Origin of the sequence: Pseudomonas sp. ok272 (assembly GCF_900109995.1) — a bacterium.
Classification (GTDB): domain Bacteria; phylum Pseudomonadota; class Gammaproteobacteria; order Pseudomonadales; family Pseudomonadaceae; genus Aquipseudomonas.
In genome coordinates this window covers 74603-98826 of the sequence record NZ_FOCB01000017.1, presented here as the reverse complement: position 1 = coordinate 98826, position 24224 = coordinate 74603, and the positions used below count along the sequence as shown (strand labels likewise).

23 protein-coding genes are annotated in these 24224 nt (G+C 62.0%); 12 read left to right on the top strand and 11 right to left on the bottom strand.

The genetic code is table 11. The features are described 5' to 3' along the window. Positions 1 to 144: 144 nt before the first annotated feature. Both cysQ and nudE read right to left on the bottom strand, forming a co-directional pair. Positions 145 to 981 carry a 3'(2'),5'-bisphosphate nucleotidase CysQ gene (cysQ, locus tag BMW74_RS21320; RefSeq protein ID WP_093426125.1) on the bottom strand — a complete coding sequence of 279 codons (837 nt, stop codon included), beginning with the start codon at positions 979 to 981 and terminating at the stop codon, positions 145 to 147. Continuing rightward, positions 978 to 1544: an ADP compounds hydrolase NudE gene (nudE, locus tag BMW74_RS21315; protein WP_093426124.1), complete on the bottom strand. Its 567-nt coding sequence runs from the start codon at positions 1542 to 1544 to the stop codon at positions 978 to 980. Before nudE ends, cysQ begins: the two co-directional genes overlap by 4 nt. Before the next feature lie 89 nt (positions 1545 to 1633). On the opposite strand from nudE, the gene yrfG reads away from it, so the two are divergent. Then, entirely contained in the window at positions 1634 to 2296 is a 663-nt protein-coding gene (yrfG, locus tag BMW74_RS21310; RefSeq protein ID WP_093426123.1) for a GMP/IMP nucleotidase, read from the top strand. Positions 2297 to 2371: 75 nt separating this feature from the next. Here yrfG and lysM read toward each other — a convergent pair whose 3' ends face one another. Further along, on the bottom strand, positions 2372 to 2815 hold the full coding sequence (gene lysM / locus BMW74_RS21305) for a peptidoglycan-binding protein LysM (RefSeq protein WP_093426122.1): 444 nt from the start codon (positions 2813 to 2815) through the stop codon (positions 2372 to 2374). A 136-nt stretch (positions 2816 to 2951) separates the two neighbouring features. Here lysM and BMW74_RS21300 point away from each other — a divergent pair, with 136 nt between their 5' ends. From BMW74_RS21300 to BMW74_RS21285, 4 genes are all read left to right on the top strand, one after another. After that, a complete protein-coding gene (locus tag BMW74_RS21300; RefSeq protein ID WP_093426121.1) occupies positions 2952 to 3839 on the top strand; it encodes a LysR family transcriptional regulator in 888 nt (295 codons plus the stop codon). Between the two features lie 94 nt (positions 3840 to 3933). Beyond that, complete coding sequence (fdhD, locus tag BMW74_RS21295; RefSeq protein WP_093426120.1) at positions 3934 to 4773, top strand: formate dehydrogenase accessory sulfurtransferase FdhD; 840 nt, start codon at positions 3934 to 3936, stop codon at positions 4771 to 4773. Next, entirely contained in the window at positions 4770 to 7118 is a 2349-nt protein-coding gene (locus BMW74_RS21290; protein ID WP_093426119.1) for an FdhF/YdeP family oxidoreductase, read from the top strand. The genes fdhD and BMW74_RS21290 overlap by 4 nt, the downstream gene beginning before the upstream one ends. A gap of 359 nt (positions 7119 to 7477) precedes the next feature. Next, on the top strand, positions 7478 to 7969 hold the full coding sequence (locus BMW74_RS21285) for a glycine zipper domain-containing protein (protein ID WP_093426118.1): 492 nt from the start codon (positions 7478 to 7480) through the stop codon (positions 7967 to 7969). A 102-nt stretch (positions 7970 to 8071) separates the two neighbouring features. On the opposite strand, the gene BMW74_RS21280 is transcribed toward BMW74_RS21285, so the two are convergent. The 3 genes from BMW74_RS21280 to BMW74_RS21270 form a co-directional block, all read right to left on the bottom strand. Further along, positions 8072 to 8503 (bottom strand): acyl-CoA thioesterase, encoded by a 432-nt coding sequence (locus tag BMW74_RS21280; protein ID WP_093426117.1) that lies wholly within the window; start codon positions 8501 to 8503, stop codon positions 8072 to 8074. A gap of 58 nt (positions 8504 to 8561) precedes the next feature. Beyond that, the gene (locus tag BMW74_RS21275) at positions 8562 to 9788 is read right to left on the bottom strand and encodes a 3-hydroxyacyl-CoA dehydrogenase (RefSeq protein WP_093426116.1); all 1227 of its coding nucleotides are present in this window, start codon (positions 9786 to 9788) and stop codon (positions 8562 to 8564) included. Between the two features lie 69 nt (positions 9789 to 9857). After that, positions 9858 to 11828, bottom strand: coding sequence for a RecQ family ATP-dependent DNA helicase (locus BMW74_RS21270; RefSeq protein ID WP_093426115.1), 1971 nt, complete (start codon positions 11826 to 11828; stop codon positions 9858 to 9860). 200 nt (positions 11829 to 12028) lie between these two features. Between BMW74_RS21270 and BMW74_RS21265 the strand changes: the two genes are divergently transcribed. The 3 genes from BMW74_RS21265 (at position 12029) to BMW74_RS21255 (ending at position 13229) form a co-directional block, all read left to right on the top strand. After that, positions 12029 to 12199: a YhfG family protein gene (locus BMW74_RS21265; RefSeq protein WP_093426114.1), complete on the top strand. Its 171-nt coding sequence runs from the start codon at positions 12029 to 12031 to the stop codon at positions 12197 to 12199. Then, positions 12199 to 12801: a putative adenosine monophosphate-protein transferase Fic gene (locus tag BMW74_RS21260; RefSeq protein WP_093426113.1), complete on the top strand. Its 603-nt coding sequence runs from the start codon at positions 12199 to 12201 to the stop codon at positions 12799 to 12801. The genes BMW74_RS21265 and BMW74_RS21260 overlap by 1 nt, the downstream gene beginning before the upstream one ends. Before the next feature lie 62 nt (positions 12802 to 12863). Continuing rightward, positions 12864 to 13229: a DUF1493 family protein gene (locus BMW74_RS21255; RefSeq protein ID WP_093426112.1), complete on the top strand. Its 366-nt coding sequence runs from the start codon at positions 12864 to 12866 to the stop codon at positions 13227 to 13229. 85 nt (positions 13230 to 13314) lie between these two features. Here BMW74_RS21255 and BMW74_RS21250 read toward each other — a convergent pair whose 3' ends face one another. The 3 genes from BMW74_RS21250 to BMW74_RS21240 form a co-directional block, all read right to left on the bottom strand. Continuing rightward, positions 13315 to 14856 (bottom strand): phosphoenolpyruvate carboxykinase, encoded by a 1542-nt coding sequence (locus BMW74_RS21250; protein ID WP_093426111.1) that lies wholly within the window; start codon positions 14854 to 14856, stop codon positions 13315 to 13317. A 179-nt stretch (positions 14857 to 15035) separates the two neighbouring features. Continuing rightward, positions 15036 to 15938, bottom strand: a complete 903-nt coding sequence (gene hslO / locus BMW74_RS21245) for an Hsp33 family molecular chaperone HslO (protein WP_093426110.1) — start codon at positions 15936 to 15938, stop codon at positions 15036 to 15038. Positions 15939 to 16238: 300 nt separating this feature from the next. Next, positions 16239 to 16646, bottom strand: a complete 408-nt coding sequence (locus BMW74_RS21240; RefSeq protein WP_093426109.1) for an RNA-binding S4 domain-containing protein — start codon at positions 16644 to 16646, stop codon at positions 16239 to 16241. A 236-nt stretch (positions 16647 to 16882) separates the two neighbouring features. Between BMW74_RS21240 and BMW74_RS21235 the strand changes: the two genes are divergently transcribed. Both BMW74_RS21235 and rimK read left to right on the top strand, forming a co-directional pair. Then, on the top strand, positions 16883 to 17347 hold the full coding sequence (locus tag BMW74_RS21235) for a retropepsin-like aspartic endopeptidase RimB (RefSeq protein WP_175479276.1): 465 nt from the start codon (positions 16883 to 16885) through the stop codon (positions 17345 to 17347). Next, positions 17344 to 18249, top strand: a complete 906-nt coding sequence (gene rimK, locus BMW74_RS21230; RefSeq protein ID WP_093426107.1) for a 30S ribosomal protein S6--L-glutamate ligase — start codon at positions 17344 to 17346, stop codon at positions 18247 to 18249. Before BMW74_RS21235 ends, rimK begins: the two co-directional genes overlap by 4 nt. A gap of 645 nt (positions 18250 to 18894) precedes the next feature. Here the strand turns inward: rimK and BMW74_RS21225 are convergent. Beyond that, on the bottom strand, positions 18895 to 20208 hold the full coding sequence (locus BMW74_RS21225) for an ATP-binding protein (RefSeq protein WP_093426106.1): 1314 nt from the start codon (positions 20206 to 20208) through the stop codon (positions 18895 to 18897). A gap of 108 nt (positions 20209 to 20316) precedes the next feature. Further along, positions 20317 to 21057, bottom strand: a complete 741-nt coding sequence (gene ompR, locus BMW74_RS21220) for an osmolarity response regulator transcription factor OmpR (RefSeq protein WP_093426105.1) — start codon at positions 21055 to 21057, stop codon at positions 20317 to 20319. A gap of 359 nt (positions 21058 to 21416) precedes the next feature. Between ompR and BMW74_RS21215 the strand changes: the two genes are divergently transcribed. Further along, on the top strand, positions 21417 to 23741 hold the full coding sequence (locus BMW74_RS21215; protein ID WP_093426104.1) for a Tex family protein: 2325 nt from the start codon (positions 21417 to 21419) through the stop codon (positions 23739 to 23741). Further along, entirely contained in the window at positions 23741 to 24124 is a 384-nt protein-coding gene (locus BMW74_RS21210) for a PaaI family thioesterase (RefSeq protein WP_093426103.1), read from the top strand. Before BMW74_RS21215 ends, BMW74_RS21210 begins: the two co-directional genes overlap by 1 nt. Positions 24125 to 24224: the final 100 nt, after the last annotated feature.

The window sequence follows — 24224 nt, the reverse complement described above, 5'->3', positions numbered from 1 at the left end:
TGTTCATCAGACGGGTGTGCGCCGCTGGTCTACCGTGGGAGCGGGCTTGCCCGCGAATGCAATCTGCCAGCCGACATCAATGTTGACTGACCCGAGGCCTTCGCGAGCGGGCTCGCTCCCACAAGGATTGGTCATCAGTGGGCGTCAGGCACGGGCCAACGCCAGCAACTTGCCACGCCATGGCGCCTTGGCTGGCAGCGCCAGGAATGATGGGTTCAACAGCGACTCACGCGCCGGGTAGCTGAACGCTTCACCGCTCAACTCCAACACCTCGCCACCGGCCCCTTCCAGCACCCCTTGCGCTGCCGCGGTGTCCCATTGCGAAGTGGGCGCCAGGCGCGGATAGCAGTCCGCCGCGCCCTCGGCCAACAGGCAAAACTTCAACGAGCTGCCGACACTGGTCAATTGCAACTCACCCAGGCTGTCGCTCAACCCGGCGAGCAGGCGCTCTTGTTCCGGGCTTGAGTGCCGGCGGCTGGCGACCACGGTGAACGCCTCGCCCGCCGGTGGGACTTCACGCACCCGGATCGGCTGCGGCGCGGCATCCAGGTCCGCGCGCCAGGCACCGAGTCCGGCACCGCCGAAGTAACAGCGGCCGCTGGTCGGCATCGACACCACGCCAAACACCACGCGTCCCTGTTCGATCAACGCGATGTTGACGGTGAACTCTTCGCTGCCGTGGATGAATTCCTTGGTGCCATCGAGCGGGTCCACCAGCCACCAACGCTGCCAGCCCGCCCGCACCGCTTGTGGGATGTTGGCGTCTTCCTCGGACAGCACCGGGATGCTCGGATCAAGGGCGGTCAGCCCGTCCAGGATCACATGGTGGGCCGCCAGGTCGGCGGCGGTGACCGGCGAATCGTCCGCCTTGGTGATCACGTCCGTTCCCGTGCGCCAGAACGGCAGGATCGCCTCGCCCGCCTTCAGTGCCAGCTCGACCACCGGGGCCAACAACGGATGAACCTGAGGGAAATCGCTCATGGCTGGAACACCCCACGCTGGGTCAGCAGATCACGGGCCAGGTACAACGCCGCCAAGGCCCGGCCTTCGGTGAATTGATCGTTTTGCGCCAGTGCCGCCAACTCACGCAGGTTGACCTTGTCCACGCGCATCGGCTCCGGCTCATCGCCTTCGAGCTGCTCTTCGTACAAATCGGTGGCCAGCACCACCTGAATCTTCTGGCTCATGTAGCCCGGCGACAGCGACAGCTCGGTCAGGTGTTCCAGTTGCCGCGCACCGAAGCCGGCCTCTTCCTTGAGTTCGCGCTCGGCAGCCGCCAGCACATCTTCGCCCGGCTCGATCAAGCCCTTGGGCAATGACAGCTCGTAGGCATCGGTGCCGCCGCAATACTCTTCGACCAGCACCGCGTGCTCGGCGTCGAGCATCGCCACAATCATCACCGCGCCATAGCCTGCGCCCTTGCCGACCAAGCGCTCATAGGTCCGCTCGACACCATTGGAGAAGCGCAACTGCACCGCTTCAACGCAGAACAGGCGGCTGGTGGCGACGATCTCGCGGGCTAATACTTCGGGTTTCTGGCGCATGGCGGCTCCTTGGCGTGAACGCGCTACTATAACGCGGCCCGCCCGATTGGTTACGTCGGATATCTTTCTACCCGCTTGAGAAGTACCCCATGCCCTCATTGCCCTGGCGCGACATCGATACCGTTCTGCTGGATATGGATGGCACGCTGCTGGACCTGCACTACGACAACCACTTCTGGATGGAGCACCTGCCCGAGCGCTATGCCCAACTGCACGGCATCAGCCGGGCCATGGCCGAGCTTGAGATGCAGCCGTTGTTCGAGCGCAACGCGGGCCAGTTGCAGTGGTACTGCCTGGACTTCTGGAGCACCGAGCTGAAGCTTCCAGTGCGTGAGCTGAAGCTGGAGACCGCGCATTTGATTGCCCTGCGCCCGGACGCCGACACCTTCCTGGCCGCGATCAAGCAGGCCGGCAAACGGGTGATCCTGATCACCAACGCGCACCGCGATTCCTTGTCCTTGAAGCTGGAGCGCATTGAACTGGCCCCGTACTTCGAGCGCTTGATCAGCTCCCACGACTACGGCTTCGCCAAGGAGCACCCACAGTTCTGGGACGCCCTGCAAGCGGACATCGGCTTCGATCCGAAACGCAGCCTGTTTATCGACGACACCTTGCCGATCCTGCGCAGCGCCCGCGACTTTGGCGTGGCCCATCTGCTGGCGGTCAGCCAGCCGGACAGCCGCAAAGGACCGAAGGACACCGGGGAGTTCGAGGCGGTGGGGGATTATCGGGAATTGATTCAGGGCCTGTAGACCGAGGCGCCTGACAAGCTTCGCGAGCAGACGGAGCGCCGTCTGCTCGCGAACGCCATCACACGGTGTTAGGACTTACTCAGGAATACGCAACGACTGCCCTGGGTAGATCTTGTTCACATCCTTGAGCATCGGCTTGTTGGCCTCAAAGATTTTTTGATACTTGTTGGCATCGCCGTACACGCGCAGGGAGATTGCGCTGAGGGTGTCGCCCTTCTCGACCACCACGAACTTGGCGGCCAGCAGCGTTGGCTGGTTTGTGACCGTGATCTGATCATCCACACTGCCAACGCCGGCAATGTTGCCCAGCGCCAGGAGGATTTTTTCTTTCTCTTCCTGGGTCGCCACTTCGCCGGTCACCGTGACTTTGTCGCCATCGACCGTGGTCTGGACGTTCGGGTTGCCCAGGCCGACCTTCGCGATATGATCCTTCAGTTGCTCGCCCGCATTGGCGTTACCCGGTGTCAGCAAATCGATCAGTTTTTCGCCTGCCTCTTTTACAAAGCTCAAAAGACTCATAGTGCACACTCCTTGGGATTAATAGGTCCGGTCGCGAAAGACTAGACCAACATCACGCCACACGGTTCCCAACCGACCAATGACGCAGGTCAACCCAAGCGCTAGAATCCAGGCCTCATCGCGCCCGGGGGAAAAGATGGACATCAAGCAGCTGAAATTTCTCATCGCCCTGGACGAAACCCGGCACTTTGGCCAGGCCGCCGCGCGCTGCCACATCACCCAGCCCACGCTATCCATGCGCTTGCGCAGCCTGGAAGAAGAACTCGATCTGCCGCTGGTCAATCGTGGCCAGCGCTTTGAAGGCTTCACCGCACCCGGCGAGCGGGTGCTGGCCTGGGCACGGACCGTGCTGGCGGCCTATGACGGCCTGCAGGCCGAGGCGGCAGCGTGTCGGGGCAACCTGGTGGGCACGTTGCGCCTGGGCGTGGTGCCGCTGTCCAGCTTCGACCCGTTGCCCTTGATGCAACAGTTGCACGGCGACCACCCGAACCTGCGCTTCGAACTGTCGGCCTTGAGTTCCGAGCAGATCCTCGAACAACTGGCCAACAATCGAATCGACCTGGGCGTGTCCTACCTGGAACGGCTCGATGGCGAGCGTTTCGATTCCCTGGCCTTCAGCGAAACCCGCATGGGCCTGCTCTACGATCAGCGTTTCTTCAGCTTTGGCGACACGCCACTGAGCTGGGAAGCCTTGATCGAACTACCCCTGGGCATGCTCACCAGCGGCATGCACTTTCGCCAGTCCATCGACCACAACTTCCACAGCCGCGGCCTCACCCCACAGCCGTTGTTGCAAACCGACGCCGTGCACCAATTGTTACAAGCCGTGCATGGCGGCCTGTGCTGCGCGGTGATGCCGCTGGATGGCGGGCTCGAAGCGTTGACTGAGCACCTGCGCCTGCAACCGATTGAAAATGCGCAAACCCTTGGCCGGCTGGGGCTGATCATGCGCCGTGGCGCCCCCCGCTCAGCGCTGGCGGAAGCCTGCTTCACCCTGTACCAAAAATCATTAGTCAACTCTTGATCGACGGCATCTATCGATAGATCAGTACTAGCGATTAGACGCGACACATTGTCGCGCCTAGGCTAAGTGCTTAACAGACCGTCGGTGATGCCCCATGAACGCCAAGCGCCCGGACGGCATGGCGCCCGCCCTTGAAACGCCCGCGCCCGTCGCCAGCCAGAGTTACCAGTACTGCAACTTCGACCACAGCGAGCCGGCCAGCACCGCGCTCGCCGAGGAAGTCGCGCTGGCGATTGCCTATAACGGCATCAGCCAGGCGGTGATGCTGGTGACCCCGACCGACCTTGAGGACTTCATCGTCGGTTTCAGCCTGGGCAGCGGCATCATCCAGGACGCCAGCGACCTCTACGACCTGCAACTCAGCGGCTGCGGCAGCGCGCTGCACGCCCAGGTCACGATCGCCAACCGTGCCTTCTGGAACCTCAAGCAGCAACGTCGACAACTGGCGGGCACCAGCGGTTGCGGGTTGTGTGGCGTGGAGGCGGTGGAACAAGCCCTGCCGGAACTCAATGTATTGCCCGGTGCGCCCTTGCCCCCCGCGCACTGGCTGGACGGCCTGCGCCAGCGCATCAGCGCATTCCAGCCCTTGGGCCAGTACTGCGGCGCGGTGCATGCGGCGGTGTTCATGAACCATCAGGGCGAGTTGCTGCTGGGGCGCGAAGACATCGGCCGGCACAACGCCCTCGACAAGCTGATCGGCGCGCTGGTGCGCCAGGACATCCCCACAGCCGGTGGGCTGGTGATTGTCACCAGCCGCTGCAGCCTCGAACTGATCCAGAAAGCCCTGCGCGCCGGCATCCAGACCCTGGTCAGCCTGTCGTCGCCCACCGGCCTGGCCCTGCAATGGGCACGCCGGCACAACCTCAATCTCATCCACCTGCCGCACAAAAGTGCGCCGCGGGTGTATAGCCCCGCGATGGAGAATCAAGCGTGAGCACTCATCACCAAGCCGACCAGACACCCACCCCGCGCTACAAGCCCTACAAGGGCCCGGCCGGTGGCTGGGGCGCGCTGATCAGTGTGGCCCAGGCATGGCTGACCAGCGACAACGCGCTGAAAAACCTGCGCATGATGCTCAAGACCAACCAGAACGGCGGCTTCGACTGCCCCGGCTGCGCCTGGGGCGACTCGCCGGAAAGCGGCATGGTCAAGTTCTGCGAGAACGGCGCCAAGGCGGTCAACTGGGAAGCGACCAAGCGTCGGGTCGATGCGGCGTTCTTCGCCAAGCACAGTGTCAGCGCGTTGCTTGCGCAGAGCGACTATTGGCTTGAATACCAGGGCCGGCTGACCGAGCCGATGCGCTATGACGCCGAGACCGATCACTACGTGCCCATCAGCTGGGAAGCGGCTTTCACCCTGATCAGCAAACACCTGCACAACCTGGCAAGCCCCGACCAGGCCGAGTTCTACACCTCGGGCCGCGCCAGCAACGAGGCGGCTTATTTGTACCAGTTGTTCGTGCGGGCCTTTGGCACCAATAACTTCCCGGACTGCTCGAACATGTGCCACGAGGCCAGCGGCGTGGCCCTGGCGCAAAGCGTCGGCGTGGGCAAAGGCACCGTGACCTTCGATGACTTCGAGCACGCCGATGCGATTTTCGTCTTGGGCCAGAACCCTGGCACCAACCATCCACGGATGCTCGAACCGCTGCGCGAAGCCGTGAAACGTGGCGCCCAGGTGGTCTGCGTCAATCCGCTCAAGGAACGGGGCCTGGAACGCTTCCAGAACCCGCAACGCCCCATCGAGATGCTCACCAACGGCGACAAGCCGACCAACACCGCGTATTTGCGCCCGGCGCTGGGCGGCGACATGGCGCTGCTGCGCGGCATGGCCAAGTTCCTCCTGCAATGGGAACGTGACGCACAGAATGCCGGCACGCCGTCCGTATTCGACCACGACTTCCTCAATGAACACACGGTCAACATCCTCGACTACCTGGCCAAGGTCGATGACACCGCCTGGGAGCAGATCGTCGAACAGTCCGGGCTGACCTTGGTGGAGGTCGAGCAAGCGGCGCGCATGTACGCCAAGAGCAAGAGCGTGATCATGTGCTGGGCGATGGGCATCACCCAGCACCGTCACTCGGTGCCGACCATCCAGGAAATCGCCAACCTGATGCTGCTGCGCGGCAACATCGGCCGCCCAGGTGCCGGCCTGTGCCCGGTGCGCGGGCACAGCAACGTGCAAGGCGACCGGACCATGGGCATCAACGAACGCCCGCCCGTGGCCTTCCTCGACGCGCTGGAACGACGCTTCCAGTTCAAGGTGCCACGGGACAACGGCCACAACGTGGTCGAGGCCATCCACGCGATGCTCGACGGCCGCTCGAAAGTCTTTATCGGCCTGGGCGGCAACTTCGCCCAAGCCACCCCGGACAGCCCTCGGACCTTCCAGGCCCTGAGCAACTGCGACCTGACCGTACAGATCAGCACCAAGCTCAACCGCAGCCACCTGGCCCACGGTAAACACGCGTTGATCCTGCCGTGCCTGGGGCGTACCGACATCGACGCGCAAACCGAAGGCCCGCAAGCGGTGACGGTGGAGGACTCCTTCAGCATGGTCCACGCCTCCAACGGCCAATTGCAGCCACTGTCCAAACAGATGCGCTCGGAGCCTGCGATCATTGCCGGCATCGCCGCCGCCACCCTGGGCAGCACGCCGGTGGACTGGAACTGGCTCGCGGCCGATTACCGGCGCATTCGCGAGTTGATTGCCGACACCATTCCCGGCTTCCAGGACTTCAACCAAAAGATCGAGAACCCCGGTGGCTTCTACCTGGGCAACAGTGCCGGCGCCCGTCGCTGGAACACCCCGTCGGGGCGTGCCAACTTCCGCGCCAACGTGCTGCCGGCCGACCTGGTGCACGAACGGACCCGCGCGACCGGACAGCTACCCGACCTGATCATGCAATCAATGCGCTCCCACGATCAGTACAACACCACCATCTACGGGCTCGACGACCGCTATCGCGGGGTCAAGGGTCAGCGGGACGTGTTGTTCGTCAACGAGGCGGACATCATTCGCCTGGGCTTCAAGCCAGGGCAAAAGGCCGACATCGTGTCGATCTGGGATGACGGGCGCGAGCGCCGGGTCAAGGGCTTCACCCTGCTGGCCTTCGACATCCCGGCCGGACAGGCCGCCGCCTACTACCCGGAAGTGAATCCGCTGGTGCCGCTGGAAAGCACCGGGGACGGCAGCCATACACCGACCTCCAAGTTCGTGGCGATTCGTCTGGAGACGGCGAGCGAGACGGGATTGATCATGGCCAAATTGGCTTGATCCGATTGCTGGGCGGGCCGCTTCGCGAGCAGGCTCGCTCCCACAGTGATACTCAGTGAACGCTGCATCTGTGCCCGATCAAAAACCTTTGGGGGAGCGAGCCTGCTCGCGAAGCGGCCCGCACAACCACCGCCCACCCAGATCGGTATCAACTACCTTTCAAACGCCCACAAAAAAGGCCGCTCTTGGGTAAAAGCGGCCTGTCTCAAGTAGCTAAAGACCGACGAAAACCCATTAAGTTCCATCTAAAAAACAACAACTTAGCGAATTGTGCACAAGTCGTGTTACTCGTCGGATTTAGATTGTAACCCTTGCGTCACAGCCTCAGGATCGCGGCGTCATCCCTCTGAGGCTCCTCTATGAAGTTCTCCTCGATTCTCTTGTTGTCCCTTGGCCTGGTCAGCGGCATTGCATCCGCTGGAGGCACCACCGAGGCAGGCGTGGGCGGCGCATTGGGCGGGGTTTTAGGCTCGGTCGTCGGTCAGTCGCTGGGTGGTAATACCGGTTCCACCATTGGTGCTGCACTGGGCGGTGCAGGCGGTAGCGCCGTCGGCGCCGATAAACGCAGCCGTGGTGAAGCGGCCATCGGTGGCGCGCTGGGCGCCGCCGGCGGCAACGTGGTCGGTCGCAGCATGGGCGGCACCTCGGGCAGCCTGATCGGCTCCGCCGCAGGTGGCGGTGCCGGTGGCGCGCTGGGCAACTACATGGGTAACAAAAGCGACGATGAAGACCGTCGCTACAGCAATCGCGGCCGCGACGATCGCCGCTACCGCGATGGCCATCACCCCCGTGGCCATGCCTACGGCCATCGCAAGCACAAAAACAAGCACTACTATCGTGATCGCGACTAAGCGCTCCGATGGCGCAGGCTGACCCGTTCAGCAAGCCCCTGTGGGAGCGAGCAGGCTCGCTCCCACAGGTTTGCCACCGTCACTGGCTGGCAATGTTTCGCTTCACACCACCAGCCTTGCCAGCGCCTCGCGCAATCGAGCGGGAATCGGCACAGGCTGATTCGACGCCCGATCCACAAACACGTGGACAAAGCGCCCCGCCGCACAGGCGTCTTCTTCCCCGGCCTTGAACACCGCCAGCTCATACTGCACCGAACTGTTGCCCAGCTTGCCAACGCGCAAGCCGATTTCGATGTGCTCGGGAAAGGCGATAGACGCGAAGTAGTCGCACGCCGAACTCACCACGAACCCCACCACCTCGCCGTCATGAATATCCAGGCCACCAACTTCAATCAGGTAGGTGTTCACCGCCGTGTCGAAGAAGCTGTAATAGGTCACGTTATTCACATGGCCGTAGAGATCGTTGTCATGCCAGCGGGTGGCAATCGGCTGGAAGTGCCGGTAATCGGCGCGTTGCGGCGTACGGTCGGTCATCGGTGTCGATTCCTGGAGTGGGTTGGCCAGCACTGTAGCGTGCCTGGCCGCAGCTCAATCATTTACCTGCGAAGCCCTTGCCCACAGCCGCCAACTCACCGATCCGCTGCGCCGGCTTCCAGTGACCACCGTGCCGGGCCTGCAACGCCAACAACCGCTGGTGGATATCCGCCAGCCCCTGCTGGTCGGCCCAGGCCATCGGTCCACCGTGGGCGGCCGGGAAACCGTAGCCGTTGAGGTACACCCGGTCGATATCGTGCGCGGATTCGGCGATGCCCTCCTGAAGAATCTTCGCCCCCTCGTTGACCAGGGCCAGCAAGCAACGCTCAAGGATTTCTTCAGGGCCGATGTCACGCCGCGAGTAGCCCAGCGCCTCACTGACCCGCTGCACCAGCGCATCGACTTCTACATCGTGCTCTGCCTGACGGCTGCCGGGCTCGTAATGATAAAAGCCATTGCCGCTCTTCTGGCCGAAACGCCCGAGTTGGCACAAGCGGTTATCGACCTGGATTTCGGCCTCGTCCTGGCCAATCCCCGACAGCTCCCGAGCCCGCCAGCCAAGATCAATACCCACCACGTCGTACATGCGGAACGGGCCCATGGCGAAACCGAATCCTTGCAGCGCCGCATCGACTTGATAGGGCAAAGCCCCTTCGAGCAACATCTTGCGCGCTTCATGCACGTAGGTATTGAGCATTCGGTTACCGATAAAGCCGAAACAATTGCCGGCCACCACGCTGACCTTGCCCATGCGCTCGCCCAGGTCCTTGGCGGCACTGAGCACGGCGGGTGAGGTCTGTGCGCCACGCACGATCTCCAGCAACTTCATGATGTGCGCCGGACTGAAGAAGTGCAGGCCCACCACCTGTTGCGGCCGCTGGGTAACGGCGGCAATCGCGTCGATGTCCAGCGCCGAGGTGTTGCTGGCCAGGATGGCCTGCGGCTTGAGCTGAGCGTCGAGCTCGCGGAAGATTTGCTGCTTGAGTTCGAGGTTCTCGTAAACCGCCTCGATGACCAGGTCCACGTCGCGCAGCGCCGAGTAGTCGGACGTGGCGGTCACCCGGGCAATCCGTGCATCCGCTTCGGCCTGGTCGATACGTCCCTGGCGAACACTGTGTGACCACGTCTCGGCAATGGCTGCCCGTGCCTGGTCGAGCATCTGTCGGTTGTTATCAAGCCATTGCACCGGCACACCGGCGTTGGCCAGGCACATGACGATGCCACGGCCCATGGTGCCTGCACCGATCACGGCGGCACGCTGAATCTGGAAGGGCGTCTGGCTCATTGTTGGCTCTCTTGTTGGCGGTTCCCACGACGACCTTCACCATAATCAGCCCCGCCCCGCTTTTGAAGTTTATTCCCGTGATAGCGGACATTCAGCAGATGGATGTTCCCCTGGCAAGTGACCCTGGACCCAGGCCCGCACCTCGGCGTAAGGGTAGTCCTGCAGTGCTGCAAACCCGGCAATGGACTTGGCCTTGAGCTTGGTGAACAGCGGCACGCTGATGCCGCACAGAAAGCGGGTCAGTCGTTCGGCGCCGGGGACAGCACCGCTGTGACCTGCATGCCTGTGGATAAAATCGCCACACAACGCCTCGAAATTTTTATCCACAAGCGCCGACAACGACGGCGGCTCCGGCAGGCGGGCAACCTGCCCATCACACACCGAGCAATGCCCACACCGCTGCGGCGCATGGTCATCGCCGAAGTACTGCGCCAGCCGGTAACCCAGGCACTGCTCGGTGGCGAACAGATCGAGCATCGCGTGGATCCGCGCAATCTCCGTGCGCTCATGCAGGGTGAAACCGTCATGCAGCACTGCGCTCAACGCCTGAACGTCGACGTCGGCTTCCAGCACGCTGTAGACCTCGGTCATTTGCTTGCTTTCAAGCTCGACCCAACCTCTCTCCTGAAAGTAATCCAGCGCCTTGACCACCCGACTGCGCTCGGCCTGATGCTGCTGGTACAGCGCCTCGAAATTCACCGTGGCCCAGGTTCGCGCACGGCTGGAGGTCTGGATGATCGCTGCCACGAAGTCCCGGCGCTCGCCCTCGAAATGCGCCAGCAAAGCCTCGGGCTCCAGCAGGAACTTGAAGCGGTACTCGGCATAGTAAGCGTAGCGCGGTGCGATCAAGCCCTTGAGTTCGAGCTGCACCAACAAGGTCTTGAGCGGTAGTTGGCGAATGTTGCTCTGGTCGCCCAGCGGCCCCAGGAGAAACTCCCACTGCCCGTCCGGTGCGGCGGCTTGCAGGTCATCCAATACACAACGGATACCCTGCAGTTCCGGCGTGTCGCCATAGACGAAGTTCTCCAGCACGTTGAGGCTGTCGCGGTTGGCCAGCACCAGGCAGTCCGAGGCGCGGCCATCACGCCCGGCCCGGCCGATCTCCTGGCTGTAGTTCTCGATCGACTTGGGCAGGTCGAAGTGCACCACGTTGCGGATATCGCTCTTGTCGATGCCCATGCCGAAGGCAATGGTGGCGACGATGCAGTTGGACTGCCCGCCCATGAACCTGCGCTGGATGGCCTCGCGTTGCTCATGGGGCAACCCGGCATGGTAGGCCTCGGCCTGAAGACCGTGCTGGCTCAGGTGCTGGGCAATCTGCTCGGCGGTCCTTTGCAGGGTCACATAGACAATACTCGGCTGCCCGGCGCGCTGGCCCATCCATTCCACCAGGCGCCGACGCTTGTCCTGGCCGCGCACCGGCTCCACCCGCAGGTTCAGGTTGGCGCGGTAGAAACCTGTGGTCACCACATCGTCCGGCGCAATCGCAAACTTGGCCTGTATGTCGGTGATGACCTTGGGCGTGGCCGTGGCCGTCAACAGCAGCACCTGCGGGATGTTGAACTGGCGCTGGTAGTCCGGCAGCTTCAGGTAGTCCGGGCGGAAGTTGTGGCCCCACTCGGAAATACAGTGCGCTTCGTCCACCACCAGCAACGAGATCGGCACCTGCTGCAGAAAGTTGCGGAAGCGCTCGTTCTTCAAGCGCTCCACGGAGATCATCAAAATCTTCAACTCGCCTGAGCGCGCACGCGCCATGACCGCATTGGCCTCGTCACGACTCTGCACCGAGTCAATGCTCGCCGCCGCAATACCGTGGCGCTGCAAAAAACCCAACTGGTCCTGCATCAGCGCCAGCAACGGCGACACCACCAGCGTCAGGTGCGGCAGCAGCAACGCGGGCAGTTGATAACACAACGACTTGCCAGAACCGGTCGGGAAAATCGCCGCCGCCGAACGCCCGGCCAGCACCGCGCTGACCGTTGCCTCCTGGCCGGGACGAAACTGTGGATAACCAAAGACCTGTTCGAGGGTGTTGTGCATAAGCGGTCACTCCATTGACGGCTGCCATGCCAAAAGCCTAGCCGGCGAAAGCAACGCGTCGAGACAAGGTCGGGGTAAAAAAGATACGGGATGATACAGGGAGAACGGTGCAAGATTGTCCAGCCCCGCACGCTGAACTGGAAAGCCCCGAGCCAGGTCGTATGGGCTACACTTGAGCCCTGCACCCAGAGGTGAATGTCATGAACGAGCTGACGTTTCAACAGAAGCAGGATTATTACGACAAGGTCCGTCGGTCCAACTATCTGGCGAGCCTGCGTCTTGAAGGCTTCGACACGTCGCGAGCCGATGCCGACAAGCCACTTCCTACGCGGGAGTCGGCACTCAAAAAACATCGCCAGAACCCACGTTAATGTTGGATAAATACGGGGTCGGCCAAGACCCTTATTGCTACCCCGGCAGCCATGTTCTGCGCAACTTACTGAACATCCACGATGAACAACAACTGGATGACGCAGAGCGCGAGCTTTCGGAAATTGCGGCCAGCACGTTTCAACTCCTGCCCCCTCCTTTTGACCTCAGCCTCCTCCAACGGATTCACCAATCCTTGTTCTGTGACATCTACGAATGGGCCGGGCAACTGAGGACGGTGAATATTCGTAAAGGCGACACCCTGTTCTGCACCGCCGAGCGAATTGCCCCTGAAGCCGAGAAAATTTTTCGTGCAATGGATGACGCTCGCTGGTTCACCGGTATCCACAAGGCGCAACTCATCGTCAAGGTCGCCGAGGCGTACGGTGATCTGAATGTGATCCATCCCTTTCGCGAAGGGAACGGTCGAGCACAACGCATTTTATTTGAACAGCTCATCATCAACGCGGGCTTCAAAGTGGACTGGTGGCTCATCGATGAAGCCTCCTGGATTCCTGCGAACATTGATGCCGTTGCGTGCGACTACCGTGCACTTGAAACCATCTTCACCCGTTGCATTGGCACGCCCTTGAACTCGGAATGATCACTGGGCCAAGACTCGTTAACACCAAAAAACCCTTCATCCACACATCACACGTATCCGCCATGAACCTCGCCCCCAGCTTCCCCGACGACCACGCCATGCACCTGCTCATGCAGTTGCTGCACGAAGAACTCGGCCTGCCTGAACGCAAGACCATCAGCCTCAGTACCTCGATCAACTTCGACCTGGGCTGCGACGGCTCGGATGCGCAGCACTTGATGGAAGCCCTGGAAGAACAATTCGCCATCGACTTCGTCGACTACGACGCCTATCGCTACTTCCAGCCTGAAGGCTTTGACGTGTTCCTCAAGCGCAGGGCCAAGGGACGGGGGGACAAGCTGCCGCTGACCATCGGCATGCTGTATCAGGCCATCAAGGCCCGGTGTTGGGACACGCAGGCACTGGAGTCGATCCCGACAAACCTCTGAGGGGCGCCTCGACCCAGCCGCCAAATCCCACGCACACAAAAAAGCCGCCCCAAAGGGCGGCTTTCTCATTCGATCAAACCAGCGCTTACGCCTTAGGCCCTGCAGCCTTGATCGCGTCGCTCACGTCGAACTTCTTGAAGTTCTCCACGAACAGAGCGGCCAACGCCTTGGCGGCTTCATCGTAAGCAGCCTTGTCAGCCCAGGTGTTGCGTGGGTTCAACAGGCCAGTCTCAACGCCTGGCACAGCCAAAGGTACGTCAAGGTTGATGGTGTCCAGGTGCTCAGTTTCAGCACCGATCAACGCGCCGCTCTGGATCGCTGCGATCACCGCACGGGTGGTCGGGATGTTGAAGCGCTTGCCAACGCCGTAGCCACCGCCGGTCCAGCCGGTGTTGACCAGGTAGACCTTGGAGCCGAAGCCGCGGATGCGCTTGATCAGCAGCTCGGCGTACTCACCCGCCGGACGCGGGAAGAATGGTGCGCCGAAGCAGGTGGAGAAGGTCGACTTGATGCCGCTACCCGAACCCATTTCAGTCGAGCCCACCAGTGCGGTGTAGCCGGACAGGAAGTGGTAGGCCGCTTGTTCTTCACTGAGGATCGACACGGGCGGCAGCACGCCGGTCAGGTCGCAGGTCAGGAAGATCACCGCGTTTGGCTCGCCACCGAGGTTCTTCTCGGAGCGCTTGGCAACGTGTTCCAGCGGGTAAGCCGCGCGGCTGTTCTGGGTCAGGCTGACATCGGCATAGTCGGCGTGCTTGGCGTCGTCGATCACGACGTTTTCCAGCACCGCGCCATGCTTGATGGCTTTCCAGATAACCGGCTCGTTCTTCTCGGACAGGTCGATGCACTTGGCATAGCAACCGCCTTCGATGTTGAACACCACGCCTTCACCCCAACCGTGTTCGTCGTCACCGATCAGGTAGCGGCTTTCGTCGGCGGACAGGGTGGTCTTGCCAGTGCCGGACAGGCCGAAGAACAGGGTCACATCGCCCTCTTCGCCGATGTTGGCGGCGCAATGCATCGGCAGTACGTCGGCAGCCGGCAGCAGGAAGTTCTGCACCGAGAACATGGCCTTCTTCATTTCACCGGCGTAACGCATGCCAGCGATCAGCACTTTTTTCTGGGCGAAGTTGAGGATCACGCAACCGTCGGAGTTGGTACCGTCACGCTCTGGTACGCACTCGAAGTTAGCCACGTTGAGCACTTGCCACTCTTCACGGCCGGCCGGGTTGTACTGGGCCGGATTGATGAACAGGCAACGACCGAACAGATTCTGCCAGGCAGTCTGGGTGGTCATCTTCACGGCCAGGTAATGGTCTTGGGCAGCACCAACGTGGACGTGGGAAACGAAATGCTCTTGCGCATTGTTGAAGGCTTCAACGCGGTCCCACAAGGCATCGAACTTGTCGGCCGGGAACTTGCGGTTGATCGGGCCCCAGGCGATAGCGTCCTGGGTGCTGGGCTCTTCAACGATGAAACGGTCAACCGGCGAACGGCCGGTACGGTGACCGGTGCGAACAACCAGCGCGCCAGTATCGGCAAGCTCGCCTTCACCACGATTGAGGGCTTCTTTAACCAGATCATCAACACTCAGATCGGTGTACACGGCGTTATTGGCTTGCGTCATGAGGTTCCCCGTCGGCCAGTGGCCGAGTGCTCCAAACGTTTTGTAGTAGAAAGTCGTGCACTACTACCGCGAAAAAAGTGGGCCGGATTATGCCAGAAACGCCCAAAAAAAGTAGGGCCCTCCCGTCAGGGCGGCGTTATTGCGGCATTTACCAGTTAATTTACCTGAGCTGAAACGTTTTAGTGCCGAGTATCTGACGGCGCATCAACACCCGCGCCGGTGAACAATTGGGTGATATCCGCTGCGTCGAACAGGTAGCGCTCGTTGCAGAACTGGCAATCGACTTCAATGCTGCCGCCATGCTCGGCAAGCAATTGCCGGGCATCTTCCAGGCCAAGGCTGATCAGCGCATTGCCCGAGCGATCACGCGAGCAACTGCAGCAGAAGCGCAGTCGCTGCACGTCGAACAGGCGCACCTGCTCTTCGTGATAGAGGCGGTGCAACACGGTTTCGTTGTCCAGGCTCAGCAGTTCGTCGGCGGTCAAGGTGCCGCCCAACGCGGTGATGTGCTGCCAACTGTCGGCGCGTTCTTCCTCATCCTTGAGACGGTCGGCCGGCAGTTGCTGCAGCAACAGGCCACGGGCGCGACGACCATCGGCGTAGAGCCAGAAACGCGTGCCAACTTGCTGGGACATGACGAAATAGTTGGTGAAGCACTCCGACAGGGTTTCACCGTCAAGGTCGACAATGCCCTGGTAGCGCTGGCCCTGGGCCGGGTCGACGGTGAGCGCCAGTACGCCGTTGGGCATCATGTCGCCGAGGGTCGCGTCCGGGGCGATCTTGTCCGCATCGTAACGCGCCAGGCCGCGGATCTCGCGCTCGCTGGAGCATTCGATCATCAACATCGGCACCGGGCCGTCGGAACGCGCCTGAAGAATCAGCAGGCCATCGAACTTCAAGGTGCCGACCAGCAGCGAGGCCGCCGCCATCAACTCGCCGAGCAGTTGCGCGACCGGCTCCGGGTAGGGGTGCTTGGCGAGGGCTTCGGCATAGCTGCGTTCCAACGTCACCAGTTCGCCGCGGGTGTCGCTGTCATCGAAGATGAAGCGTTGGGTGAAGTCGGTATCCGGTAGATCAGTCATAGGTCTGGGTATCTGAAGTGAAATCGATGAGAGTCAACGACGCCGAGCGGGCGCCTTTGGCACCACTACGGTGCAATGTAGTCAGTGATGGCAGGCATTTTATGAACAATCGAGGATTGTTCCAAGCAAAGAGGGACCGTTGCCAGATTAAGCCTGCGCACTGTAGCGCCGATCGCGACCGGGGCAGCCAGGCTATAAATGCGGCTCAATGGACGAACTTTCAAGTATCGCGGGTTTAGCGAGCCGTCGAACACGAGGGGCCAGGACGAGCGGAACCGCCTGCGCGCCACCGCTAGGCCATCATTCTGGCGCATTCCCATCGCGGAACTTGAACAGGTCGCGGCGTTGCTTCTTGCTCGGCTTGCCATCGGTACTCATCCCCAGCGCTCCGGCCTTGCGCTGTGCTGCCGCCTGCTCGCGCTTGGCGATGCTGGCGTCGGTTTCGCTGTACAACGCCTGGGCCTCAGGGGCACCACGACGCACGACCGACAGCGCCTGGACCACCACCGTGCGCTCATCGAAGCCGACGCGGATCTGCAGTTCGTCCCCCACCCTCGGCTCCTTGCCGGGTTTGCAGCGCTCGCCCCGGCAATGCACCTTGCCACTCTCGATGGCCGCCTTGGCCAGCGCACGGGTTTTATAAAAACGCGCGGCCCACAACCACTTATCGAGACGGACTTTGTCGTCCTCTTCGGTTTTTTGTGCCATTGGATTTCCTCATCCTGAAATATTAAAGAACTGTACTACCGTTTCTATCGTGCCATGAATTTCGCCGGTTCAGATTAGAATGCGCACGTTCCAGAGCCTCCCCCGAGGCCTGGAAATCCGGGCCGTAGATATCTGTCGCCTTTTCCCTATTATTCTGCGTGAATACCGCCAATTCGGCCGCCTTGCGGTACGAGCGGGTTCTTACCGGTTGAGCACATTTGAAGACATTTGACCATTTGACCGTTGTCGGTCTGCGCGAGTGGGTGGCGCTTCCCGATTTGGGAGTCGCGGGCCTACGGGCGAAAATCGACACCGGCGCCAGCACCTCCAGCCTGCACGCCACCGAGATCGAGCCCTTCGAGCGCGATGGCGAGATGTGGGTGCGCTTTACCGCGCACCTGGGCACGGTGGTGCAATTGCGTCACCGGCGCTGTGAGGCGCCACTGGTGACGCGCAAGACCATTAAAAGCTCCAACGGCCAGGCCCAGGAGCGCTACGTGATCAGCAGCACCCTGGCGCTCGGCGACCGGGTCTGGCGTGTCGAGTTCACCCTCGCCTGCCGCAAGTCCATGCGTTATCGCCTGCTGCTCGGTTCCAAAGCCCTGATCGACGGCCAGTTGGTGGTCAATCCAGGCATCAAGTACGTTCAAGACAAGCCGGTGTTCCCGGTGGCCACTCACTCCTCCACAGGTGTTGCATGAAGATCGCTGTGCTGTCGCGGAACCCGCGTCTGTATTCCACTCGTCGTTTGGTTGAAGCCGGGACCGAACGCGGCCATGAGATGGTGGTGATCGATACCCTGCGCGCCTACATGAACATTGCCAGTCATAAGCCGCAGATCCACTACCGTGGCAAACCGCTGGAAGGTTTCGATGCGGTGATTCCACGGATCGGTGCGTCGGTGACGTTTTATGGCTGCGCGGTGTTGCGCCAGTTCGAAATGATGGGCGTGTTCCCACTCAACGAGTCGGTGGCCATCGCCCGCTCGCGGGACAAACTGCGCTCGCTGCAATTGCTCTCGCGTCGCGGTATCGGCTTGCCGGTGACCGGTTTTGCCCACTCGCCGGATGACATTCCCGACCTGATCGAGATGGTCAACGGCGCACCGCTGGTGATCAAGGTGCTCGAAGGCACCCAGGGCATCGGCGTGGTGCTGTGTGAAACCGCGACGGCCGCAGAGTCGGTGATCGAGGCGTTCATGGGCCTCAAGCAGAACATCATGGTCCAGGAGTACATCAAGGAAGCCGGCGGCGCGGACATTCGCTGCTTCGTGGTCGGCGACAAGGTGATCGCGGCCATGAAGCGCCAGGCCAAGCCGGGCGAATTCCGTTCCAACCTGCACCGTGGCGGCAGTGCCAGCCTGATCAAGATCACCCCGGAAGAACGCATGACCGCATTGCGTGCGGCCAAGGTCATGGGCCTGGCCGTGGCGGGTGTGGATATCCTGCGCTCCAACCACGGGCCGCTGGTGATGGAAGTCAACTCGTCACCGGGCCTGGAAGGGATCGAGACCACCACCAACAAGGACGTGGCGGGGATCATCATTCAGCACCTGGAAAAGAATGGCGGGCCGAACATGACGCGGACCAAGGGCAAGGGCTGAGGCACTCATCAAAATCGATGGCGGCTGGAGGGCGGTGGGTTAAGACAGTTGCTCCCACAGTGTTTTGAGCCGTACACGCGCTTGGTGTGCACCCGCGGACCTTGTGGGAGCGAGCCTGCTCGCGAACAGGGTGTGTCAGGCGTCGATTATGGTGCCAGACAGGCCGCCTTCGCGGGCAGGCCCGCTCCCACCCTGGTCCACGGCGAACACACATCCGGGGCGCAGCTCAACTCCTTGTAGGAACGAGGCTTGCCCTAATGCCAGTCAGTTAAGCGAAACCCGCGTGGGAGCGAGCCTGCTCGCGATAGCAGTAGGTCAGTCAACGGAGATGTTGGCTGTGTTGCCGTCTTCGCGAGCAGGCTCGCTCCCACAGGTTTGGCGCCTTAACTGACTGGCATTAAGGCTTGCCCGCGAAGGTGGCAAGCCTGACGACATCGATGTTGAATGGGCTGGCTGGTTCGCGGGCAAGCCTCGCTCCTACGGGCTCAACCCAGATTCCTGCTCGCAATGGCGGTGACGAGCGGCATGGCTAAGACAGTTGCTCCCACAGGGATTCTGACCGACCACAACATTTGTGTTCACTGAGTACCGGGTGGGTGGGCTTGCCCGCGATAGGGCCGTCAGCACCACCAAAGCAGCCGGCGTCTAGACGGCGTCCCGCGGCAACATCAAGCCCAACGGCAACCTGACCCGCGCTTCCAGGCCACCACCGGTGCGGTTGCGCAGTTCGACATTGCCGCCATGCATCGAGGCGATCCGCTTCACGATGGCCAGGCCCAGTCCGGTGCCCTTGCCACCCCGGGCACGGTCGCCACGGGTGAAGGGGTTGAAGATGGCTTCCAGCTCCGACGGATCGATGCCCGCCCCGCGGTCCATGACACTCAGCACCACGTACGGCGCACTGACATCCCCCGAGACATAGGCCGCCACTTCAACATCGCCGCCGGCATGATGCAGGGCATTGCCGATCAGGTTGTTCAGCAGGCGCTTCATCGACACCCGGCGCAGCGGGAACGGCTGAATCGGCTCCAGGCTCAGGCGCACGCGCTCTTCGTTCTGGTTGTAGGGCGCCGCCACTTCACGCACCAGGTCGCTGAGGTCGACCTCTTCCACCGACTCGTCCCGGCCATCGCGAATGAACGCCAGGAACTGGTCGAGAATCGCGTCCATGTCTTCGATGTCACGCACCATGTCGTCCGTCAGGTCGCTGTGGCCGCCCATCAACTCCAGCGACAAGCGCAAGCGGGTCAGCGGGGTGCGCAAGTCATGGGACACCCCTGCCAGCATCAACTCGCGCTCGCGCCCCGCCTGCTCGACGTCCTCGGCCATCTGGTTGAACGCCCGGTACACTTCGGCCATCTCACTGGGCGTGTCGCTGATCGGCAACCGCACGCTGCGTCCCTGGCCCAGTTGCCGCGCCGCATCGACCAGGCGCTTGAGCGGCTGATTGAGCTGGCTGACGAAGATCCACGCCGAGGCGGTGGATAACAAGCCGATGGCGAGGAACCACCCGAGCACGCTCCAGATTTTCTGGCCGCGCAACGGGTGCGGGTACAGCGGCACTTTCAGCCAGCCCGCCCCCAGGCTCGGGGCGCGCACCCACAAGGCCGGCGGCGCGTGCATGCGCAGGCGCACTTCGGTGTCGCCACCCAGTTCGGCCTGCATCTGTCGCTGGTAGATTTCACTGTAGGGCCAATGCTGCTCGCCATCGGGGACACCCGCACCGACCACCCGGATCAAGCCAACCTTATTGGCGATCTCCTCCCGGTTCTTTTCGTCGGCGGCCCAGTAGGCACGCAAGGTCAAGGCCACGCCGTGGCTGTATTGGCGATCCACCAGCACGTCTTCGTTCATCAACAGATAAACCAGGGTCAGCGCCTTGGAGAACAGAACGACAATCAGCACCAGCCAGAGGGTGCGAGAGAAGAAACTCTGGGGAAACCACATAGGGGTTTTCATAGAAGACAGCTACACACTTTGCAGGAGCGAGAGAGGCTCGCAGAATTGCGGATCGCGAATCAACCGGATAATGCATTATCCAGCTGACTCGCTCCTACAAATCACCGTTCACTTGGTCGCGGTGCCATCCGGAACGAACACGTAGCCCACGCCCCAGACGGTCTGGATGTAACGAGGCTTGGACGGGTCTGGCTCGATCATCCGGCGCAGACGGGAGATCTGCACGTCGATGGAACGCTCCAGGGCATCCCATTCGCGGCCACGGGCCAGGTTCATCAACTTGTCGCGAGTCAGCGGTTGGCGAGCGTTCATCACCAAGGCCTTGAGCACCGCGAACTCACCGGTGGTCAGCATGTGCACTTCATTGCCACGCTTGAGTTCACGGGTGGCCAGCGACAACTCGTAGTCACCGAAGGTCACGCTTTCATCTTCGCTGCCCGGCGCGCCCGGTACCGGGGCCAACTGGCGGCGCAGGACCGCTTTGACGCGGGCCATCAGTTCGTCGGGGTTGAACGGTTTGGCCAGGTAATCATCGGCACCCAGTTCCAGGCCCTTGATCCGGCTCAGCTCGTCGCCCTTGGCGGTCAGCATGATGATCGGGATCTGATTGTTCGCCGCGCGCAGGCGGCGGCAAGCGGTCAGGCCGTCTTCGCCAGGCAGCATCAGGTCGAGGACCACCAGGTTGAATACTTCACGGGCCAGCAGACGATCCATCTGCTCGGTGTTCGGTACGGTACGGGCGCGATAGCCCTTGCTGTCGAAGAACCGCTGCAACAGGCTGCTCAGCCCTGGGTCGTCGTCAACAATAAGAATTTTTTCGCCTTCAGCAGATTGTGTAGTGCTGCTCATTGGATGCTCCTTTGATCTCGGCGCGCATTATGGCGTAGCTGCCGTTATACGCACCGTGTGCATTGTTAGCAGATTTTTCCTCTGTGACCACTGATATAGGCATTGCACCGACGGCTCTCAAGCCCCCCCGAAGCGGAGCACGCCGGTTATAATGCGCCGCCTTTTGTGTCAGGCAACGTCTGATCGTTACGCGCCAGGGCGAAGGTTTTTTTCAACGCCAGGCAGTCATTTTTCGATTTCACGGGTCAATGGGATGCCTTTTGATCCAGGTAGCGGCGCAGGCCAGGCCGCTCAACCAGACTCGTCGAGCCCCGACTACAGGGCCGCGAGCCTGCTTTCACAATTTGTCAGGTGGTTTTATGGACAGCATCAACAGCCGCATCGCCGAAGAACTCGGTGTACGCCCACAACAGGTCGAAGCGGCCGTCGCGCTACTCGATGAAGGCTCCACGGTGCCCTTCATCGCCCGCTACCGGAAAGAAGTGACCGGCAGCCTCGATGACATCCAGTTGCGGCACCTGGAAGAGCGCCTGCGCTACCTGCGAGAACTCGACGAACGGCGCATCAGCATCCTGGCCAGCATCCAGGAGCAAGGCAAGCTGACGCCGCAACTTGAGCGTGACATCAAGCTCGCCGACACCAAGACCCGCCTCGAAGACTTGTACCTGCCGTACAAGCAGAAGCGCCGCACCAAGGGCCAGATCGCCCTGGAAGCCGGCCTCGGCGAACTGGCCGACGGCCTGTTCAACGACCCGAGCCTGACCCCCGATGCCGAAGCCGCGCGCTTCATCGACGCCGAGAAAGGCGTGGCCGACGTCAAGGCAGCCCTGGAAGGCGCCAAGTACATCCTCATGGAGCGCTTCGCCGAGGACGCCAACCTGCTCGACAAGCTGCGCAGCTACCTCAAGCAGGAAGCCACCCTCAGTGCCCGCGTGATCGCCGGCAAGGAAGAGGAAGGCGCCAAGTTCCGCGATTACTTCGAACACGACGAACCCCTCAAGAGCATGCCGTCGCACCGCGCCCTGGCGATTTTCCGCGGGCGCAACGAAGGCATCCTGAGCTCGGCGTTGAAAGTCGGCGACGAACTGCCGGGCACCATGCACCCGTGCGAGGGCATGATCGGCCAGCAATTCGGCATCGCCAACCAGAACCGTCCGGCTGACAAATGGCTCGGCGAAGTGGTGCGCTGGACCTGGAAGGTCAAGCTCTACACCCACCTGGAAACCGACCTGCTCGGCGAGCTGCGCGATGGCGCCGAGACCGAGGCGATCAACGTCTTCGCCCACAACCTGCACGACCTGCTGCTGGCCGCACCGGCCGGCCCGCGCGCCACCCTGGGCCTGGACCCCGGCCTGCGTACCGGCTGCAAGGTCGCGGTGGTCGACGCCACCGGCAAGATGCTCGATCACGCCACGGTCTATCCCCACGTGCCGCACAACAAGTGGGACCAGACCATCGCCGTGCTCGCCGCCCTGTGCGCCAAGCATTCGGTGGACCTGATCGCCATCGGCAACGGCACCGCCAGCCGGGAAACCGACAAGCTCGCCGCCGACCTGATCAAAAAATACCCAGCCATGAAAATGACCAAAGTCATGGTCTCCGAAGCCGGCGCCTCGGTGTACTCGGCCTCGGAGCTGGCCTCCAAGGAGTTCCCGGACCTGGACGTGTCGATCCGTGGCGCGGTGTCGATTGCCCGTCGCCTGCAAGACCCACTGGCGGAGCTGGTGAAGATCGATCCCAAGTCCATCGGTGTAGGCCAGTACCAGCACGACGTGTCGCAGCTCAAGCTGGCCCGCGGCCTGGACGCGGTGGTCGAGGACTGCGTGAACGCCGTCGGCGTCGACGTCAACACCGCCTCCGTGGCGCTGCTCGCGCGCATCTCCGGGTTGAACGCGACCCTGGCGCAAAACATCGTCAGCCACCGCGACGAACACGGTGCGTTCAAGACCCGCGCCGCACTGAAAAAGGTCGCGCGCCTGGGGGAAAAAACCTTCGAACAGGCCGCCGGTTTCCTGCGCGTGATGAACGGCGACAACCCGCTGGACTCCTCGGCCGTGCACCCGGAAGCCTATCCGCTGGTCCAGCGCATCGCCGCGCAAACCGAGCGCGACATCCGTTCGCTGGTCGGCGATGCCAGCTTCCTCAAGCGCCTGGATCCGAAGCAGTACACCGACGAAACCTTCGGCCTGCCCACCGTCACCGACATCCTGCAAGAGCTCGAGAAACCTGGCCGCGACCCGCGTCCGGAGTTCAAGACCGCCGAGTTCCAGGAAGGCGTCGAAGACCTCAAGGACCTGCAACTGGGGATGATCCTCGAAGGCGTGGTGACCAACGTCACCAACTTTGGTGCCTTCGTCGACATCGGCGTGCATCAGGACGGTTTGGTGCACATCTCTGCGCTTTCGGAGAAGTTCATCAAGGACCCGCGTGAAGCGGTGAAGGCCGGCGATGTGGTCAAGGTCAAGGTCATGGAAATCGACATCCCGCGTAAACGCGTCGGCCTGTCGATGCGCATGAGCGACACCCCGGGCGAGAAAATCGACGGTGCCCGTGGCGCACGCCCTGGCTCGGCACCGCGCCAGTCGACCAACAGCGCGCCGCGCAAGGAAGCCGCCGCACCCGCCCCGAGCAATAACGCCATGGCGTCGTTGTTCGCCAATGCCAAGCAGTTGAAGAAGCGTTGATGGAGATCCCGGCCGGCTTGACTGAAAGCGCCTTCTTCAAGCTGCTGGGTTGCCGCTTGCACAGCCTGGAAACCGGGGTGGCGCAAGTCGCCCTGGCGCTTGCACCCGAGCTGCGCAATCGCGGTGGCAAGCTGCACGGCGGGGCGCTGTTCAGCCTGGTGGACATTGCCATGGGGCTGGCCTGCTCCAGCACCCACGGCTTTGACCAGCAGAGCGCGACCATCGAATGCAAGATCAACTACATCCGCGCCGTGGCCGACGGCGAGGTGCTGTGCACGGCGCGGGTGATCCACCCGGGCCGACGCACGCTGGTGGTCGAAGCCGACGTGATGCAAGGCGACAAATTGGTCGCAAAAGCACAAGGCACGTTCGCGGTCCTGTAGCTACCGGCCACCGATTTGGGTTAGTTTCGCCGCTGTGACTCTGAGCGGGCTTGCCCGCGATAGCGGTGGATCAGTCATCAGTGATGTTGCCTGACACTAC

What these genes read in the sequence shown, in the direction of transcription:
- cysQ (WP_093426125.1), bottom strand. Translation starts at nt 981, where the DNA reads ATGAGCGATTTCCCTCAGGTTCATCCGTTGTTGGCCCCGGTGGTCGAG.
- nudE (WP_093426124.1), bottom strand. Translation starts at nt 1,544, where the DNA reads ATGCGCCAGAAACCCGAAGTATTAGCCCGCGAGATCGTCGCCACCAGC.
- yrfG (WP_093426123.1), top strand. Translation starts at nt 1,634, where the DNA reads ATGCCCTCATTGCCCTGGCGCGACATCGATACCGTTCTGCTGGATATG.
- lysM (WP_093426122.1), bottom strand. Translation starts at nt 2,815, where the DNA reads ATGAGTCTTTTGAGCTTTGTAAAAGAGGCAGGCGAAAAACTGATCGAT.
- BMW74_RS21300 (WP_093426121.1), top strand. Translation starts at nt 2,952, where the DNA reads ATGGACATCAAGCAGCTGAAATTTCTCATCGCCCTGGACGAAACCCGG.
- fdhD (WP_093426120.1), top strand. Translation starts at nt 3,934, where the DNA reads ATGAACGCCAAGCGCCCGGACGGCATGGCGCCCGCCCTTGAAACGCCC.
- BMW74_RS21285 (WP_093426118.1), top strand. Translation starts at nt 7,478, where the DNA reads ATGAAGTTCTCCTCGATTCTCTTGTTGTCCCTTGGCCTGGTCAGCGGC.
- BMW74_RS21280 (WP_093426117.1), bottom strand. Translation starts at nt 8,503, where the DNA reads ATGACCGACCGTACGCCGCAACGCGCCGATTACCGGCACTTCCAGCCG.
- BMW74_RS21275 (WP_093426116.1), bottom strand. Translation starts at nt 9,788, where the DNA reads ATGAGCCAGACGCCCTTCCAGATTCAGCGTGCCGCCGTGATCGGTGCA.
- BMW74_RS21270 (WP_093426115.1), bottom strand. Translation starts at nt 11,828, where the DNA reads ATGCACAACACCCTCGAACAGGTCTTTGGTTATCCACAGTTTCGTCCC.
- BMW74_RS21265 (WP_093426114.1), top strand. Translation starts at nt 12,029, where the DNA reads ATGAACGAGCTGACGTTTCAACAGAAGCAGGATTATTACGACAAGGTC.
- BMW74_RS21260 (WP_093426113.1), top strand. Translation starts at nt 12,199, where the DNA reads ATGTTGGATAAATACGGGGTCGGCCAAGACCCTTATTGCTACCCCGGC.
- BMW74_RS21255 (WP_093426112.1), top strand. Translation starts at nt 12,864, where the DNA reads ATGAACCTCGCCCCCAGCTTCCCCGACGACCACGCCATGCACCTGCTC.
- BMW74_RS21250 (WP_093426111.1), bottom strand. Translation starts at nt 14,856, where the DNA reads ATGACGCAAGCCAATAACGCCGTGTACACCGATCTGAGTGTTGATGAT.
- hslO (WP_093426110.1), bottom strand. Translation starts at nt 15,938, where the DNA reads ATGACTGATCTACCGGATACCGACTTCACCCAACGCTTCATCTTCGAT.
- BMW74_RS21240 (WP_093426109.1), bottom strand. Translation starts at nt 16,646, where the DNA reads ATGGCACAAAAAACCGAAGAGGACGACAAAGTCCGTCTCGATAAGTGG.
- rimK (WP_093426107.1), top strand. Translation starts at nt 17,344, where the DNA reads ATGAAGATCGCTGTGCTGTCGCGGAACCCGCGTCTGTATTCCACTCGT.
- BMW74_RS21225 (WP_093426106.1), bottom strand. Translation starts at nt 20,208, where the DNA reads ATGAAAACCCCTATGTGGTTTCCCCAGAGTTTCTTCTCTCGCACCCTC.
- ompR (WP_093426105.1), bottom strand. Translation starts at nt 21,057, where the DNA reads ATGAGCAGCACTACACAATCTGCTGAAGGCGAAAAAATTCTTATTGTT.
- BMW74_RS21215 (WP_093426104.1), top strand. Translation starts at nt 21,417, where the DNA reads ATGGACAGCATCAACAGCCGCATCGCCGAAGAACTCGGTGTACGCCCA.
- BMW74_RS21210 (WP_093426103.1), top strand. Translation starts at nt 23,741, where the DNA reads ATGGAGATCCCGGCCGGCTTGACTGAAAGCGCCTTCTTCAAGCTGCTG.